Here is a 16,208-nt window from a genome sequence, read left to right on the forward strand (position 1 = left end):
GCCGCAGCACACAGCACGCGCACTGAGGGCGTCCACCCCACGGATTGGTGGACGCCCTCAGTACGTGCTGGTCGCGGGCCGTGCGGCCCGCTAGGTGTGCGACCGGCGGTGGACCCGAGCGGGGCCCAGCGGCCGGGCGGCTACGCCTTGGCCTTGGCGCCGTCCTTCTTGTCCGCCGAAGCGGCGGTCACCGAGGCACCGGCGGAGACCGGGGACGCGGCCTCGAAGAACTCCTCGCGGGGGTTCTCCATGGCGCCCAGCGAGACGACCTCGCGCTTGAGGAACATCCCGAGGGTCCAGTCGGCGAAGACCCGGATCTTACGGTTGAAGGTCGGCATGGCCATGCCGTGATAGCCACGGTGCATGTACCAGGCAAGACGGCCCTTGAGCTTGATCTTCATCTTGCCCACGACGATCATCGCGACGCCCTTGTGCAGGCCGAGACCCGCCACAGCACCCTTGTTGGCGTGCTTGTACTCGCGCTGCGGGAAGCCCCGCATGCCCGAGATGACGTTGTCGCCGAGCACCTTGGACTGCCGCAGCGCGTGCTGCGCGTTCGGCGGGCACCAGGCGTTCTCGTTGCCTGCGGCGCGGCTCGCCAGGTCGGGGATCTGCGCGTTGTCGCCGGCAGCCCACATGTAGTCGCTGCCCTGGACCTGGAGCGTGGTCGTGGTGTCCACGTGACCGCGCGGGCCGAGCGGCAGGCCGAAGCGGGACAGCGCCGGGTTGGGCTTGACGCCAGCGGTCCACACGAGGGTGTTGGCGTCCACCTCAAGGCCGTTGTTGAGCACCACATGACCGTCAACGCAGGAGTCCATGCCGGTCTTGAGGTACACCTCGACGCCCCGGCCCTCCAGGTGCTCCTTCCCCCAGGTGCCCAGCTTCGGGCCCACCTCGGGGAGGATCTTGTCGGCCACGTCCACCAGGATGAAGCGCATGTCCTCGCGCTTCACGTTCGGGTAGTACTTGGCCGCGTCCCTGGCCATGTCCTCGACCTCGCCGACGGTCTCCGCACCGGCGAAGCCGCCTCCGACGAAGACGAAGGTGAGCGCCTTGCGGCGGATCTCCTCGTCGGTGGTCGAATCGGCCTTGTCGAGCTGCTCCAGCACGTGGTTCCGCAGGCCTATGGCCTCCTCCACGCCCTTCATGCCGATGCCGTTCTCGGCCAGGCCGGGGATCGGGAAGGTGCGGGAGACGGCGCCGAGCGCGATCACGAGGTAGTCGAAGGGCAGCTCGTACGCCTCGCCGACCAGCGGGGCGACGGTGGCAACCTTGCGGTCCTGGTCGATGGTCGTGACGCGGCCCGTGAGGACCTCCGCCTTCGGGAGCACACGCCGCAGCGGAACCACGACGTGGCGCGGGGAGATGCTGCCGGCAGCAGCTTCGGGAAGGAAGGGCTGGTACGTCATGTACGAGCGGGGATCGACGACCGTGACGGTCGCCTCGCCGTACCGCATCTTCTTGAGGATGCGGCGTGCCGCGTACAGACCTACGTACCCACCGCCTACAACGAGGATTCGGGGACGCTCCGTGGTGCTCATGATTCGAGTATCCAGCACCCATAGGGGGGTTGCTCGTGAGCCCCTTCACAAGGAGGGGTGGAGGATCTGCTACACTCCGCCGCTCTCGTGATCCATCCCATAGCGTCGAGGGGGAACCAGGCGCTGGGGCAAAGCGTTACTCACCCCCGCTGATCAGGGATTGATGGGCTACTCGCGGGTAGACCACGGGCTTTCGCAGGCGATCTGTATCTCGTGTTTAACTCAGCCGAAACGGTGCGCGGTCGGGCGCCGAGCCGCCGCGACGCCACGTTCTGACTCTTTGGGCTCCTCCAAGGCCACCACCGGGCCCTTTTTCATGTGAAGGATTTCACGAACTTTCTCGCGCGACGCTTTCCGAGGGCGTACCCAGAGGGTGCGTACGTCCGATTTCGCCGGTCTGCACGAGGCCCGGAGCCCTCCCTTGCGGACCCATCACGCTGACCCAGGCACGCCCACGGTGATCACCCGCAACGGCGTGCCCGCCGCGGCGGTGGTGGTGCCGATCGCGAACTTCGAGGCGCTGGGGAGACGGCCGATGTGCTGCTGGCCCCAAGGCCGCGACGGTCCTGGCCGAAGGGGGCCCCACCGTGACCATGGCGAGTTGCTGGCCGACCTGTTCGCCGAGCCCACCGATGACATGGCGTAGAACGGTGACTCGCGCGCTCCGTTTCCCCGCAGCGGCACAGCGGCACAGCGACACCTCGGCGCCGTCCAGCGGCCCGCCACCCGCCACGCGCCGCCAACTGTGAGGCACCGTCAGGCCTGAAGCACCGACAGGCCTGAGGCTCCGGCAGCCGTGAGCACCGTCAGGCGCCCGCGCGCTCTGCCACGGCGAAGGCGATACCGTCCAAAATGTCATGTTCGCTCACGACCACCTCGCGGGCTCCGGCCCGCTCCATGAGAGTGCGTAGCACCAGGGCGCCCGCGCCGATGACGTCCACCCGGCCCGGATGCATCACCGGGATCGCGGCGCGTTCGGCGTGCGTGGAGTGCAGCAGCCGGTCGGTGATCTCCCTAACCTCGTCGAAGGAGACCCGGGAGTGGTGGATGGCGGCCGAGTCGTACGCGGACAGGCCGAGCGCGATGGCCGCGACCGTGGTGACGGAGCCCGCGAGCCCGACCAGCGTGTAGTCGCCGCCATCGGCCGGGCGCAGCGGCACGGTCTGCTCCACCTCATCGAGCGCGGACTCCACATCCGCCCTTATCGCGGCGATCTGACCGGCTGTCGGCGTACCGGGCTCGGGCACCCGGCCACTCGCGTCGGTGAAGTGGCGTTCCGTCATGCGTACGCAGCCGATGTTCACGCTGCGCGCGGCGTGTACCTCACGGTCCCCTACGACGAATTCGGTCGAACCGCCACCGATGTCCACCACCAGATAGGGCGCGCCCAGGCCCGTGTCCGGCCCCCCGCTGTCTTGTTCCCCCGCGCTGGCCGGTACTCCGCTCCCATGGCCCTCATGGGCCGTCAGCTCCCTGGTGGCGCCGGCGAAGGAGAGTGCGGCCTCTTCGTCGCCGGTGATGACCTCCGGTTCGACGCCGAGAATCTCCCGTACGCCGCGTACGAAGTCCTCCCGGTTGGAGGCGTCGCGCGATGCGGAGGTGGCGACGAAGCGCAGGGCCGGTCGGTCACCGCCTGGCACCCCCAGGTCCTTGATGGCCTTGGCGTACTCGCGGCACGCCGCGAACGTGCGCTCCAGCGCATCGGGCGCCAGCCGGCCCGTGCGGTCCACGTCCTGGCCGAGCCGGACGATCGTCATCCGGCGGTCCAACTCGTGCAGTTCGCCGGTGGCCGGGTCGATGTCGGCGACGAGCAGCCGGATGGAGTTGGTGCCACAGTCGATGGCGGCGACGCGCTTCACTCGCTGTCTCCTTCGGATGCGGAAGGTGGCGCGGGCAGGGCATCGGGCGCCACTTCGGAGCCGGGCGCGGTCGTGGCGCACGGGGTGACGCACGGGCCCCTGCGCCACCACTCGGGGAGCAGCGCGATGGCCTCGTCGCCCAGCGGGTTGACCCCGGGGCCAGCGGCGAGCGCGTGGCCGACGAGGACGTGCAGGCACTTCACCCGGTCGGGCATGCCGCCTGCGCTGGGGAAGTTTTCTAGGACCTCGATGGTGTCGCGGCGGGCAAGGTAGTCCTCGTGCGCGGCGCGGTAGCCGGCGGCCAACTCCGGATCGGTGGCCAGCCGCGCCGTCATGTCCTTCATGACGCCTTCGGCCTCCAACGTGCCGATCGCGGATGCGGCGCGCGGGCAGGTCAGGTAGTACAGCGTCGGGAACGGCGTGCCGTCCGGCAGTCGGGGCGCGGTCTCAACGACGTCCGGGTTGCCGCACGGGCAGCGGTGCGCGATCGAGCGCAGACCGCGCGGGACCCGCCCGAGCTGGTCACCAACAGCGTCGATGTCCGCCTCGGTCGGGGCGGCAGGAGCGGTCTGCGGAGGGGGCGATTCCATGCGTGGAGAGTTCTCTTCGGTTCGTTGGGCGCGGCGCTGAGTAGTGCGGGCGCGGTGGTGGGTGGGCGCTGGGGTGAGTGGCCGCCGGGGTGGGTGGGCGCGGTGGTGTGCGGGTGGGCGGTTACGGGCGTGGTGCGGGACCGGGTCAGCGCTGGGCGTCTGCCGCGTCGATCTCGTCCCACAGATTGCTGTACCAGGGCCGGTCGGCAACCTCGTCGTCGGAGTGCTCGGCGTCGTAGCCGCCGGGGCCCGGCATGTTGTAGCCGGTCTCGCCGGGACGCAGATAGTGCAGATGCTCGCGAGCCAGCCGCTCGATGTAGGCAGGGTCTTCCAGCCTGGCCTTGCGGTCGCGCAGCCGCTCGACGTCCTCGCGGATCTCCTCGGCCTGGCGGCGCTGGTCGGCGATGTCCGAACGCTGCGACACGTATTGCCGTATCGGATACGCCAGCGCGACGACGAGCGAGCAGACGACGAGCGCGAGGAGAGCGGCACGGCCGGTGAGCCTGCCGCGGCGTGGCGGCCGGGCCCGGGTGCGGGCCCGGTAGACCCGGGCCGCGGCGTTCTCGCCGAGCGCCCTCAGCCTGGTCGCGGTGGAGAACCGGTCCGCGGGCACGTCTCTCCCCTTCATCCGTGTTCGTCCGTGGTCACGCGGGTGCATCCGTGCGCTTCGCGTGCTGGCCGGGGCAACGTGAGTCGGCCCGGCCGCACTCGCGCCCGTCAGCACACACGCACGTCCCCGGCCACGGTACGGGACCGGGGCCGGGGACGGACGGAAAAGCGGTGGGCTCGCCGCGCTCCTACCGGGCGGACCATGCGTGGCACGGTGGGCTCAGCGCGCGCAGCGGCGGGCTCAGCTCTCGAAGCGAAAGCGCGGGAAGGCGCTGCGACCCGCGTAGACGGCCGCGTCATCCAAGATCTCCTCGATGCGCAGGAGCTGGTTGTACTTGGCCACGCGCTCGGACCGGGCGGGGGCGCCGGTCTTGATCTGGCCGCAGTTGGTGGCCACGGCCAGGTCGGCGATGGTGACGTCCTCGGTCTCGCCGGAGCGGTGGGACATCATGCACTTGAAGCCGTTGCGCTGGGCCAGCTCGACGGCGTCCAGGGTCTCGGTGAGCGAACCGATCTGGTTGACCTTGACGAGCAGGGAGTTGGCCGTGCCGGACTCGATGCCGCGGGCCAGGCGCTCCGGGTTGGTGACGAACAGGTCGTCGCCGACGATCTGCACCTTGTCGCCCAATTCGTCGGTGAGGGTCTTCCAGCCGTCCCAGTCTTCCTCGTTCAGCGGGTCCTCGATGGAGACCAGCGGGTAGGCGGAGACCAGCTCGCCGTAGTACGCGGTCATCTCGGCCGCGCTGCGGGACTTGCCCTCGAACGTGTACGAGCCGTCCTGGTGGAACTCGGAAGCGGCGACGTCGAGCGCGAGCCCGATGTCCTGGCCCGGGACGTAGCCGGCCTTCTTGATGGCCTCGACGATCAGGTCCAGGGCCTCGCGGTTGGAGTCCAGATTCGGGGCGAAGCCGCCCTCGTCACCGAGGCCGGTGGACAGGCCGCGCTCCTTCAGAACTCCCTTGAGGGTGTGGTAGACCTCGGTGCCCCAGCGCAGGGCCTCGGAGAACGACTCGGCGCCGATCGGCGCAATCATGAACTCCTGGATGTCCACATTCGAGTCGGCGTGCGAGCCGCCGTTGAGGATGTTCATCATCGGCACCGGAAGCAGATGCGCGTTCGGGCCGCCGAGGTAGCGGAAGAGTGGTAGGTCGGACGCCTCGGATGCGGCGTGCGCGACGGCGAGCGAGACGCCAAGGATGGCGTTGGCGCCGAGCGAGGACTTGTCCGGCGTGGCGTCCAGGTCGAACATCGCCTGGTCGATCAGCCGCTGCTCGGTCGCGTCGTAACCGACGAGCTCCGGGCCGATCTGCTCGATGACGGCGAGCACGGCCTTCTCCACGCCCTTGCCGCCATAGCGGGCCTTGTCGCCGTCCCGCAGCTCAAGGGCCTCGAACTGGCCGGTCGAGGCGCCGGACGGCACGGCAGCACGGCCGGTGCTGCCGTCGTCGAGGCCGACCTCGACCTCGACCGTGGGGTTGCCTCGCGAATCGAGGATCTCGCGAGCTACGACGACGTCGATAGACGGCACGAGCGGTCTCCTTCGTGTGGGTCTGAGCTTCTGCGACACGAGCCTAACCGGCCCCGGCGCCGCGGCTCGCCGTGCACCCGTCCGGCGAGACGACAACGAGGACAAAAGCGCAGATCGTCGGGCGAATGGCACAGCCGAATCGATGGCGGGCCCCAGGTGGCGCCGAGACACCTGGCGCCGGGGCGGGCGCGGGCTGCGGCCGTGCGGGGGTTCCGGCGCGGTTCTGCCGGGGTTCTGCCGGGGTAGAGGGCGGCGGGAGCGGCAGGCGGGGCGCCCATCGGGGCCTCCATCGCCAGGGCCCGTATCCCGGTGGCCGTATCAGCGGGGCCGCGTGCGCGGGGCCGTATCAGCGGGGCCGGGCCCCCGAGGCCGCGTCAGCGAGGCCTGATAGCAGGGGCGTACGGCGCTCCATAAGCGCGGAGCCCCGCCGCGATGCGCTCGGGGGAAGGCGCACCGTGGCGGGGCGGTCTGCGGCCCCTCTCGGCGGGCGAGCGGGACGGAGCCGGGCCGACTCAGGGCGGAGCCGGCCGGCTCGGGCGTGCGGAGGGGATCAGCTCAGGTGGAGCTGCTGGCCCGGGTAGATCAGGTCGGCGTCGGTGACGATGTCCTGGTTCAGGTCGTACACCTTCGCCCAGCCGCCCTTGACGTTCTCGGCATCGGCGATCTTGGCGAGGGTGTCACCGGCCTCGACCTTGTACTCGCCGTCGCCCTTCTTGATCGTCTTCGGGGCGACCTGCTGCGGGGCGGCCTGCTGCGGGGCGGCGCGCTTCGGCGCGCTCCGCTCGACGCTACGGCTCGGAGCCTGCTCATCGGTAGCGCGCGGGCCGGCGTGCTTCGGAGCCTGCTGCTTGGGGGCCTGCTGCTTGGGCGCGGCCTGCTGCTTGGGGGCCTGCTGCTGCGGGGCGGTGTAGCCGCCGCTGGTCAGGTTCACGCCGCACTTGGGCCAGGCGCCCTTGCCCTGGCCGGCCAGGACCTTCTCGGCGACCTGTATCTGCTGGCCCTTCGACGCCTGGTTGGCGGTCGGGGCGTACGCCGTGCCGCCGTACGCGGCCCAGGTGGAGGCGGAGAACTGGAGACCGCCGTAGTAGCCGTTGCCGGTGTTGATCGACCAGTTGCCGGTGGACTCGCACTGGGCGACCTGGTCCCACTGCGAAACAGTGGCGGCGTTGGCACCGGTGGCGCCCATCAGCGGCACCGCAACGGCAGCGCCGGTGACACCGGCGAGCGTGGCGATCCGGGTGGCCTTGGACGGACGACGGTGCTTGCCCTTGGAAATCAGCATGTTGGTTTCCTCACCGACGCCTACGAGGTGAGCTGTCGGGTTCGGACTGTGAGTTGCCCGGCCGCGGTGCTCCCGCGGCTTCACCCCAAGCCATTCAGCCCCCTCGTTCCACGGGCCGTCCGGCACTTACCTGTGGTTCCCCCGCTCCTGCCTTCGGCGCTTGACGCGTCGGCTTACCTCTGGCCGCCGGCAGGATTCGGCGTGACGGCCAAGGGTGCTCGCGGTGACGAGCGATGAAGACCGTAATCACAGATCCCCGAAGTGCTCAAACCCCAACAACCGTGGAAAGTAAGCCCTGTTTGCCCGCGAGGAAAACACATCGCCGCAGGTCAGGCAGTGCGTACAAAGGCTGGACAAGGAAGACACGCCGATGATCCGAAGAGATCTATGTCTCACCTTCATCATTCGGGCACTTCACCGCGAACCATCCCACTCCTCACTCATCAACGCTTCGCCCCTGCCCGCAAATCCAGCTCTTGGCCGGGCAGAATCAGATCGGGATCGGCGCCGATAATGCCCTCATTCGCCTCATACAGGGCCGGCCAGCCGCCCGGCGTCTCATGCTGCTCGGCAATGCCTGACAGCGTGTCACCAGAGCGCACCCGGTGCTCACTCTCCGCAGCGCCACCCGGGCGGCTCACGTCATCGCGTCCACGCTCGCCGCGGTCGGCATGCCGCCCGTCGGGGCGCGGTGTGGCACCGTCCGGGCCTTCCGTTTCGGGGTCGGCGCTGCCGGGCTCGGGGCGCGGTTCGCCGCGGTGCTTGCCGCCGGCCGTGTCGTCCTCGCTCCCGTCGCCGTCGTTCTCGTCGTGCTGTCCACTGTCGTCGGGCCGCTGTTCGCCGCTCGGGGTGCCACCAGGAGTGCCGCTGGGCGCCCCGTCAGGCGTCTCACGCGGCGTCTCGCGGCCGGACTCGCCCCGCCCTGTATCCGAGCTCGCACCCTTGGTCGGGTCGAGCGTGTGCCGGGGAACCTCGGTCGGCTCCGCTTCGCCGGGGGCGCCACCGGTTGGGGTACTCGCGTCCGGCGTGGGCTTGGTGTCCGGTGTCGGGGTCGGCGTATGGCGTGAACTGTCTGGTCTGGGGTGCTTCGTACTGCCATCGTGGCCACGGCCGGCATCGGCATCGCCCGTACCGCTGGTGTCGCCCGAGTCGCTGGTGTCGCCCGGGTTGATGTCCGGGCTCGCGCCTCCCTCGGTCAGCCCCGCCGTCTTGGCGCAGCCGCTCCAGGCCACCGGGCCACGCTCGGCGAGGATGAGTTCGGCGATCGCTATCTGCTGTGAACGGCTCGCCAGGTCGGGCCGGGGCGCATGGTCAGTGCCGCCGTAGAGCTGCCAGGCGTCCAGGGACAAAGCCAGGCCGCCGTAGGAGTCGTTGCCGCTGTTGGAGCTCCAGACGCCACCGCTCTCACAGTCGGCGACCCGGTCCCAGGTGGCCGTGTCGGCGGCGCCGGCGCCGGTGGCGCCCAGCAGCGGAAGGGCGATGCCGGCTCCGGTCACCCCCGCCGCGACGACGATGGCCGGGGCCTGACGGGGGCGGCGATGTTTACCGTTGCCGGATCGCATGCAGTTGCCTCTCGTGTGACGGCTGAGCTTCGGTCGTAAACGTCAAAACGCTGAAAGTACTGCCGACATGGGGCCGTCACAAGCTGATGTAGCGGAGGTCACGTAACGATCACACTTCTGACACTTCGTCAGCTCGGGCTCATATGCCGCTGTTTGGCATGGCACTAGCACAGCCCTCGCGGCGCCTGCGCGCGGGCGCCACACGCCCCGGCCCGAACGGCCCGAAAAGCGAGCGCGCGGGAGGTCGGAGGCGGGGCGCTCGGACATCCGGAGCCGCCGCGAACGGGCCCGGGAGAACGCTGCGCGGCACGCCATACGGACCGCGGTGGGAAGGCCGTTCACCGGTTCCCGCCGCGTCTAGCTGATGCATCTATATCTCCCTCAGCAGACGTACGCGCCCTACGCGTTCCGCTACGGGGCCGCTGACGCGAGCCAGGCCGCTACGAGGTCGCCGACACGGGGCAACCCGCTACCGGGTCGGCTAGCGCGCGGTGGTGGTGTCGCCCGGGGTGAAGGTGACGGGCAGGGTGCGCAATCCGCGCATGATGAGGCCGCCGCGCCAGCGCAGTTCGGATGGGTCGGCCGCCAACTGGAGGTCGGGCAACCGGGTCAGCAGGGTGCCGATCGCGGTACGGGCCTCGATGCGGGCGAGCGGGGCGCCGATGCAGTAGTGGATGCCGTGGCCGTAGCCGAGGTGCTGGTTGTCGCGGCGGGTCAGGTCGAGCCGGTCAGGGTCGGTGAAGCGCTCCGGATCGCGGTCGGCCGCGGCCAGCACCACGAGCACCGGATCACCCTCGGCGACGCGCTCCCCGGCGACGGTCAGCGGCTCGGTGGCGAACCGCCAGGTGGCCAGCTCCACCGGGCCGTCGTACCGCAGCAGTTCCTCCACACCGGTGTCCAGCAGTGCAGTGTCACCGGCCGCGAGGGCGGCCTGGAGCCTGGCGCGCTCAGCGGGGTGACGCAACAGGGCCAGCGTGCCGTTGCCGATCAGGTTGATGGTCGTTTCAAAACCCGCGAACAGCAGCACGAAGCACATGGCCGCTGCCTCGTTCTCGCTCAGGTGCTCGCCGTCGTCACTGGCCCTGATGAGCCCGGAGATCAGATCGTCGCCCAGGCCCTCCCGCTTGCGGTGGATCAGGTCGGCGAGATAGCTGCGCATCTTCTTGACCGACCTGGCCACGCCGCCGCGCGGCCCGCCGCCGTGCCGGATCATCATCCCCGCCCAGTCGCGGAAGTCGTCCTGGTCCTCAGCCGGAACACCGAGCATGTCGCAGATGGCGTAGATGGGGAGTGGAAAGGCGAATTCGTGAATCAGGTCGGCGCTGCCGCGCTCCACGAAATCGTCGATCAACCGGTCCGTCAGCTCCTGCACACGCGGCGCGAACTCGGCTACGCGGCGCGGCGTGAACGCCGCGGAGACCAACCGCCGCAGCCGGGTGTGGTCCGGCGGGTCGATGTTGAGCAGGTGCATCATGAGGTCGGCGTTGCGCTCCCCCGGAATGCCAACGCGCCCCCTGGCGTGCGCTGCCGCGCTATGCCGCTGCGGGTTCTTCGACAGCCGCGGGTCCGCGAGCACCTGCTTGGCATCGGCGTACCGCGTCACGAGCCACGCCTCGACACCGCTGGGCAGCGTGGTGCGGTACATGGGGGCGTGCTCGCGCAGCCAGGCATAGGCGGGATACGGATCGGTGGCGAACTCCCAGGTAAACATCTCCGGCATCGCCGCCGCGGGCCCGCCAGCGGGGGCCGGGTCTGCGGCGGACGCTACGGAAGCGGCTGGGTCTTCAGATGCGGCGGCGGTGTCGGAGGTGGCTGCGGGCATCGGGTGGGACGGGCCGGGGGCGGAATTGTCTGCGGGCACCCTCAGACGCTACTCGCCCCGACCCGATGGGCCGCTCTCGTGTCGCTGAGCCCCGACCCCGATGGGCCGCTCTCGTGTCGCTGAGCCCCGACCCCGATGGGCCGCTCTCGTGTCGCTGAGCCCCGGCCAGCTCGCAGGGTCCGTGCGGCCTGCCCGGCCCCCGCCCCCTACCCGCGCCTACGTCGGTGCTGGCTGCTTTCCTCGTCGGTTGCGGGCCTGGTGCCCTCGTTTCCGTGGTCCTTGAACTCGTGCGGCATCATGCGGCGCCCCTCGTGCGGTATCTCGTCCGGCTCACGGTTCTGCGTGATGTAGCCGACCGCCTCGCCCTCCTGATGGCCCGGACCGTGGTCGGCGGACGCCCGGCCGGTGCGGTGCTCGTCGGCGGTCTCCCAGGCGCCGGAGCGCGGCTGCGGTTCCTGCGGGGGCGGCGGCTCACGGTCCCTGCGGCGGAGCCCGTAGGCCACAGCCAGGATCAGCACGGCGGCGACGGCGATCCCGGCCACGAAGGGGCCAATGCCGACCAGGAGGTCGCGTTTGACGGCCAGCTCGACCGCCGTATCGGCGGCCGAACTAGAGGGAAAACCGGTGGTGGGGGCCATGCTCTGGATTTTCATGGCCCACGGGTACCCCCCTTGGCATCGGTCACTCGGCCCGTACGCTCGAACGGCTCACACCCGGGCGCCCGCCGCGGCGGCCCAGGGGGCCTCCGCCACCCCACTCGGCAGATGTGTCCAGCGGGGTGGATGTGGCGGATGTGGCGGGCGTTATGCGGTGGACTCATGAATGGCGGTCGGCGAAGGTCTGGGGGGCACACGCCACCGGCGCACGCCGAGACAGCCGCCGGCACTCGTGTACGGCGGCCATATCGGCCGCACAGCGAGGCCAGCCATGCGGGGCACCCACAGCAACGATCCGGAGGAAGGCATGCGGGACAACGGCGCGCGGGATGCGGATGCCGGAGGCACACATATAGGGGACACGGATTTCGGGAGTCCGCAGAGATCCGGGAGTACGGGTAGAGCAGAGCGAGCGGATAGAGCGGATAGAGCGGATAGAGCGGAGCGAACGGAGCGAACGGAGCGAACGGATAAAGGGGACGCGGACGCTCAGGCCCGGGCCGTGCCGCGAGGCGAAGACGCCGGCCTTGGAGGCGCCCCCGCGCCAGCTGCCACCGCGGCGCCGGAGGCCGCGCCCGGGCTGGGGCGGGGGCTGCTGCTGCTCATGTCGGTGGCGGCGGGCCTGTCCGTGGCGGGCAACTACTTCGCCCAGCCTCTGCTCGACACCATCGGCGACGACATCGGCCTGAATTCCTCGCTGGCCGCGCTCGTGGTCACGGTCGCGCAGGTCGGTTACGGCCTCGGCCTCGTCCTGCTGGTTCCGCTGGGCGATCTCATGGAGCGGCGGCGGCTCGCGGTGGGCCTCACCGCGGCGACCGCCGCCTTCCTGACCGTGACCGCCAGCGCCCCCAACGGAACGCTGCTCCTCGTGGGCACCGCGCTGACCGGCCTCACCTCCGTCGCGGCCCAGGTCGTCGTCCCGTACGCGGCGACCCTCGCCCCGCCCCAGGAACGCGGACGCACCGTGGGCACCGTCATGTCAGGTCTAGTGCTCGGCATCCTGCTGGCCCGCACGGCGGCCGGGCTGCTCGCCGACCTCGGCGGCTGGCGCACCGTGTACTGGGTCAACGCGGCGCTCATGGCGATCCTCGCGGTGCTGCTCCGCAGTTTCCTGCCCCCGCTGCACCCCACGGCCAACCTCCGCTATCCGACGCTGCTGCGCTCCACCGTGGCGCTGCTCGGGCAGGAGGCGGTGCTGCGGCGGCGGGCGGCGGTCGGGGCGTTGACGTTCGGCTCCTTCAGCGTGTTGTGGACGGCGATGGCCTTCCTCCTGTCGGGCCCCGACTACGGCTGGTCCGATTCGGCGATCGGGCTCCTTGGCCTGGCGGGTGCGGCCGGTTCGCTGGCCGCCATGGTCAGCGGCAGGTTGGCCGACCGCGGCCTGGCACACCGGGTCAGCCGCGTCGGCACGCTGCTGCTGCTCGTCTCCTGGGCCCCGCTGGTGGCCGCTGGTCCCGGCGGCGGCTGGGCGGTAGCCGCACTGGTGCTCGGGGTGCTGATCCTCGACCTCGCCGTACAGGCCGTCCACATCAGCAACCAGAACCTGGTGTACGCGGTACGCCCCGAGGCCCGGAACCGCCTGAACTCCGCCTATATGACCAGCTATTTCGTGGGCGGCGCGGTGGGCTCTGCTGTGACGTCTGTGGTCTGGGCCGCGGGCGGCTGGCCCGCGTCGTGCGCCGCGGGCGCGGCCCTCGCGGCGGGCGCACTATGCCTGGCGGCGCCGCCTGCCCCTGCTGCCCCGACTAGTCCGGCTGCCCCGGCTAGTCCGGCTACTCCTGCTGTCCCGCCTGCTCCGTCGCGCGGATGGCGTCCCGGTAGGCGCGTGCCGCCGCCCTGAGCGCGGTCTCGGGGTCGGTCCCCGCCGCCTCGGCGCTGGCCGCGAGCGCCAGCAGCTCGTAACCGACCCCGGGCCCCTGCGGGAGTGCCGAGATGCCCGCCGTGCGGGCCCGCGAGGAGAGCTTGGCGGCCAACGCCAGCGCGGGCTGGCCCAGCGGGATGCCCTCCGTGATCGATGCCCGGCGCTTTTCGACCGCCTTGGTACGCAGCCAGTGTTCCTTTACCTCTTCCGGCGTCCGGGCGGTCTCGTCCCCGAATACATGCGGGTGCCGGTGGATGAGCTTGTCAACGATGCGGGCCGCGACATCGTCGATGCTGAACGGCTCCTCCGGGTCGTCCTGCGCGATCCGGGCGTGGAAGACGACCTGAAGCAGCACATCGCCCAGTTCCTCGCGCAGTTCGTCACGGTCGCCGGCCTCGATGGCCTCGACGAGTTCGTACGCCTCCTCGATGCCGTACTTCGCCAGGTCCTCGTGCGTCCGCACCCCGCTCCACGGGCACGCACCCCTGATCTGATCCATGACCTGCACCAGGTCGAGCAGTCTGGCCCCCGGCAGGTCGTACGAGCCGGGCAGCAGTTCCAGATCGGGCACGGCCTCGCGCCCCGAGCCAGCGAGCCGGGCCAGGCCATCGGTGAAGGCAGATTCGCCGGTGGCCGAGGTCAGCACGACCACGGTCCTGCCACCGGCGCCCATACCGCCAGCGCCCAGGCGCGCGTCGCCCTCGCCAGCGCCAGGGCTCGCATCGCCAGCGCCAGCGTCCCGGCGCACGCCGCCTTCGCTATCGTCTGCGCCCTTGCTCATGTCGCCGGCGGCGCCACCCGGGCCTGCGCCCCCGCCCCCGCAGTAATCCACCAGTTCGCGGGCGACCGGCTCGCGCACCTCGACGGTGATCCCCGCGTCCCGTAGATACGGAAGCTGGGGATGGTTCGGGTCGGCGCACAACACCCGGTCGGCCCCGTGCAGCGTCTGCCACGCGGGCCAGGACAACAACCCCGGTGCGACCCGGTGGGTGGTGGTCAGCAGGACGAGTCGGCCGGTGCTGGGGGCGGCCCCGGGGCCTTGCGTTCGAGGAGCGTTCACCCGTCGAACGTAACCCACCTACGCCGGGCGCTTCGCCGGCTCGCCTGCCTTGATCCATGGGTCCTTGACCAGCACGGCCAGGCCCTGCTGGCTGTCCCAGGCGCCGAAGCGCGGGTTGACGTCGATGCCCAGGCGCTCGGAGGTGGAGCGCAGTGCGGCCATGGCCTGCTCCTCGCCCAGCTTCTCCATCAACTTGATGCGGACCAGCTCGACGCGGATGGTCTCCTCGATCTGCTCTGGGGCGATGCCCTGGCGGAGGAAGACCGTGCGCAAACCCTCCGCGCCGCCCGGCTGGTTCTCGGCCTTCTTGACCTCCTGCTGGACATCGCGCCGGGAGACGCTGATCCCGTTCGACTTGGCGGCTCGCTCCACCACCTTGGCCTGAATCATCCGAATCAGGGTGTCGTGGCTGAGTCGCCCCGAGCCCTCGATCAGCTGCTGGGCCTGCGGGGAGTCGCGCTGTGCGTCCCGGACGTCACGGACCTGCGATTGAAGCTGCGACACGGTGATCCGGTCCCCATCCACCACGGCGGCGGCACCGGGGTGTGCGTCGCTGCCGCAACCGGTGAGAAACGGCGTCGCGCCGAGCAGCGCGACGGCGGACACGGTGAGCGCGGACCTGCGGCTCTTGGCAGTTCTGCGGCTCTGAAGGGAACGCGACATGGAGCCTCCCGGCGGGATTCATGACCGAGGAGGGGAGGGGCGGGCCCCCTCCACGGGGCGTGCGCATCGACCTGGCGTTGATCGATGGTAAGGAGTCGGGGCGGCCGTAGCCACTGATTCGACCAACGATTCGCCCTGAGTTGAGATGCGTGACCGGACGTACGGGCGAATTCTCGGACGGATCATCCACCTCGCCGGGGGCCGGATGGCTCACCGAGGGGTGCGGGACTCACGTGGCCCGCTGCCCCGGGCCCCGTTGGCTTACCGCCTCGGTGCCTTGGTCGGGGCGGAGCCGATGGGCAGTGCGGTCGTCGGGCAGCCGACTAGCACCTGTGCCATGGCGTCCTTCTCGGCACGCGTCACCCACACTCCGTACTTCTTCTTCACGGCCACCTGCCGCGCCACATACGGACAGCGGTACGCCTTGTTCACCGGCAGCCAGGTCGCCGCATCGCCGTCGCTCTTGCGGCGGTTGGCCGACGCCTCGACGGCGATCAGGTTGAGCGGGTCGTTGGCAAAAGCAACCCGCTTGTCGCGCTCCCACCGTCCGGCGCCCTTCTGCCAGGCGTCGGACAGCGCGACAACGTGGTCGATGTCTACCTTGCTGCGGCCTCGTTGATAGCGCACGTCCTTGCCGGTGTACGGATCGTTGACGAGGGTGCCGGAAACCACCACACAGTGTCCGTCGCGGAACCTGATGGACCGCAGATCGCGTCCCAATATGTCGTCGCGGGTTCCGCAGCCGTTGCGATCGGTGTCACTCCAGGCGCTACCGAACCGGCTGCGCTCGTAACCGGTCTTGGGCGCGCGGCCCTTGACCGACAGGGCCTCAAGGCCGCGCAGCGCGCTGCCGGATGCGGCGAGCGAAGCGGTGGGCCCGCCGGTACCGCCCTGCGCACCGCCGGCACCCCGGTCCTGCGCGTCCTCGTCCGGTGAGCAGCCGGACAGGGCGAGGAGCGCGGCAAGTGCCGCGGCGGGCAGGGCGGAGCGGCGGGCGCGTATCACGGGGTGCTGTCCGATCGTCATTCGCTGAGGTGGGCGTGGTAGGGCGCGGTGTGGGCGGCACCACGGTACGGGGCCGCAAGAAGACGGCACAGGGGCGGCACAGGGACAGGAGGGGGACGGGCGGCGTGCACGACGCAGGTAGCGGACGACGGCTGCGGAGCCCGCCCCGC

General features: G+C 70.6%; 13 protein-coding genes, 1 pseudogene and 1 riboswitch. Of the genes and pseudogenes, 2 read left to right on the forward strand and 12 right to left on the reverse strand.

The features are described 5' to 3' along the window. Window positions 1-140: 140 nt before the first annotated feature. Window positions 141-1,541, reverse strand: coding sequence for an NAD(P)/FAD-dependent oxidoreductase (locus FHS42_RS29815; protein WP_184577764.1), 1,401 nt, complete (start codon window positions 1,539-1,541; stop codon window positions 141-143). A gap of 397 nt (window positions 1,542-1,938) precedes the next feature. Here FHS42_RS29815 and FHS42_RS29820 point away from each other — a divergent pair. Then, a pseudogene (locus tag FHS42_RS29820) lies at window positions 1,939-2,187 on the forward strand (type II toxin-antitoxin system prevent-host-death family antitoxin). Between the two features lie 160 nt (window positions 2,188-2,347). On the opposite strand, the gene FHS42_RS29825 reads toward FHS42_RS29820, so the two are convergent. From FHS42_RS29825 to FHS42_RS29860, 8 genes are all read right to left on the reverse strand, one after another. Continuing rightward, complete coding sequence (locus FHS42_RS29825) at window positions 2,348-3,400, reverse strand: Ppx/GppA phosphatase family protein (protein ID WP_184577767.1); 1,053 nt, start codon at window positions 3,398-3,400, stop codon at window positions 2,348-2,350. Next, on the reverse strand, window positions 3,397-3,990 hold the full coding sequence (locus tag FHS42_RS29830) for a DUF501 domain-containing protein (protein ID WP_184577770.1): 594 nt from the start codon (window positions 3,988-3,990) through the stop codon (window positions 3,397-3,399). Before FHS42_RS29830 ends, FHS42_RS29825 begins: the two co-directional genes overlap by 4 nt. A gap of 145 nt (window positions 3,991-4,135) precedes the next feature. Continuing rightward, window positions 4,136-4,603, reverse strand: a complete 468-nt coding sequence (locus FHS42_RS29835; protein ID WP_312867092.1) for an FtsB family cell division protein — start codon at window positions 4,601-4,603, stop codon at window positions 4,136-4,138. A 237-nt stretch (window positions 4,604-4,840) separates the two neighbouring features. Further along, a complete protein-coding gene (gene eno / locus FHS42_RS29840; protein WP_184577776.1) occupies window positions 4,841-6,127 on the reverse strand; it encodes a phosphopyruvate hydratase in 1,287 nt (428 codons plus the stop codon). 550 nt (window positions 6,128-6,677) lie between these two features. After that, a complete protein-coding gene (locus FHS42_RS29845) occupies window positions 6,678-7,409 on the reverse strand; it encodes a LysM peptidoglycan-binding domain-containing protein (protein ID WP_184577781.1) in 732 nt (243 codons plus the stop codon). A 2-nt stretch (window positions 7,410-7,411) separates the two neighbouring features. Further along, a riboswitch (cyclic di-AMP (ydaO/yuaA leader) is annotated at window positions 7,412-7,578 on the reverse strand. A gap of 274 nt (window positions 7,579-7,852) precedes the next feature. Beyond that, window positions 7,853-8,971 carry a transglycosylase family protein gene (locus FHS42_RS29850; RefSeq protein WP_184577784.1) on the reverse strand — a complete coding sequence of 373 codons (1,119 nt, stop codon included), beginning with the start codon at window positions 8,969-8,971 and terminating at the stop codon, window positions 7,853-7,855. A gap of 481 nt (window positions 8,972-9,452) precedes the next feature. Continuing rightward, entirely contained in the window at window positions 9,453-10,793 is a 1,341-nt protein-coding gene (locus FHS42_RS29855) for a cytochrome P450 family protein (RefSeq protein WP_184577891.1), read from the reverse strand. A gap of 206 nt (window positions 10,794-10,999) precedes the next feature. Next, window positions 11,000-11,446 carry a DUF6479 family protein gene (locus FHS42_RS29860; RefSeq protein WP_184577787.1) on the reverse strand — a complete coding sequence of 149 codons (447 nt, stop codon included), beginning with the start codon at window positions 11,444-11,446 and terminating at the stop codon, window positions 11,000-11,002. Window positions 11,447-12,053: 607 nt separating this feature from the next. On the opposite strand from FHS42_RS29860, the gene FHS42_RS29865 reads away from it, so the two are divergent. Further along, window positions 12,054-13,289 carry an MFS transporter gene (locus tag FHS42_RS29865; protein ID WP_184577894.1) on the forward strand — a complete coding sequence of 412 codons (1,236 nt, stop codon included), beginning with the start codon at window positions 12,054-12,056 and terminating at the stop codon, window positions 13,287-13,289. Here the strand turns inward: FHS42_RS29865 and FHS42_RS29870 are convergent. From FHS42_RS29870 to FHS42_RS29885, 3 genes are all read right to left on the reverse strand, one after another. After that, window positions 13,222-14,370: a nucleoside triphosphate pyrophosphohydrolase gene (locus FHS42_RS29870; protein WP_312867093.1), complete on the reverse strand. Its 1,149-nt coding sequence runs from the start codon at window positions 14,368-14,370 to the stop codon at window positions 13,222-13,224. The genes FHS42_RS29865 and FHS42_RS29870 overlap by 68 nt on opposite strands. 18 nt (window positions 14,371-14,388) lie before the next feature. Then, complete coding sequence (locus FHS42_RS29880) at window positions 14,389-15,033, reverse strand: SurA N-terminal domain-containing protein (RefSeq protein ID WP_184577790.1); 645 nt, start codon at window positions 15,031-15,033, stop codon at window positions 14,389-14,391. Between the two features lie 261 nt (window positions 15,034-15,294). Beyond that, on the reverse strand, window positions 15,295-16,059 hold the full coding sequence (locus FHS42_RS29885; protein WP_184577793.1) for an HNH endonuclease family protein: 765 nt from the start codon (window positions 16,057-16,059) through the stop codon (window positions 15,295-15,297). Window positions 16,060-16,208: the final 149 nt, after the last annotated feature.

Source organism: Streptomyces zagrosensis (assembly GCF_014203645.1).
GTDB lineage: Bacteria > Actinomycetota > Actinomycetes > Streptomycetales > Streptomycetaceae > Streptomyces > Streptomyces zagrosensis.

What these genes read in the sequence shown, in the direction of transcription:
- FHS42_RS29815 (WP_184577764.1), bottom strand. Translation starts at nt 1,541, where the DNA reads ATGAGCACCACGGAGCGTCCCCGAATCCTCGTTGTAGGCGGTGGGTAC.
- FHS42_RS29830 (WP_184577770.1), bottom strand. Translation starts at nt 3,990, where the DNA reads ATGGAATCGCCCCCTCCGCAGACCGCTCCTGCCGCCCCGACCGAGGCG.
- FHS42_RS29845 (WP_184577781.1), bottom strand. Translation starts at nt 7,409, where the DNA reads ATGCTGATTTCCAAGGGCAAGCACCGTCGTCCGTCCAAGGCCACCCGG.
- FHS42_RS29850 (WP_184577784.1), bottom strand. Translation starts at nt 8,971, where the DNA reads ATGCGATCCGGCAACGGTAAACATCGCCGCCCCCGTCAGGCCCCGGCC.
- FHS42_RS29855 (WP_184577891.1), bottom strand. Translation starts at nt 10,793, where the DNA reads ATGCCCGCAGCCACCTCCGACACCGCCGCCGCATCTGAAGACCCAGCC.
- FHS42_RS29860 (WP_184577787.1), bottom strand. Translation starts at nt 11,446, where the DNA reads ATGAAAATCCAGAGCATGGCCCCCACCACCGGTTTTCCCTCTAGTTCG.
- FHS42_RS29865 (WP_184577894.1), top strand. Translation starts at nt 12,054, where the DNA reads ATGTCGGTGGCGGCGGGCCTGTCCGTGGCGGGCAACTACTTCGCCCAG.
- FHS42_RS29880 (WP_184577790.1), bottom strand. Translation starts at nt 15,033, where the DNA reads ATGTCGCGTTCCCTTCAGAGCCGCAGAACTGCCAAGAGCCGCAGGTCC.
- FHS42_RS29885 (WP_184577793.1), bottom strand. Translation starts at nt 16,059, where the DNA reads ATGACGATCGGACAGCACCCCGTGATACGCGCCCGCCGCTCCGCCCTG.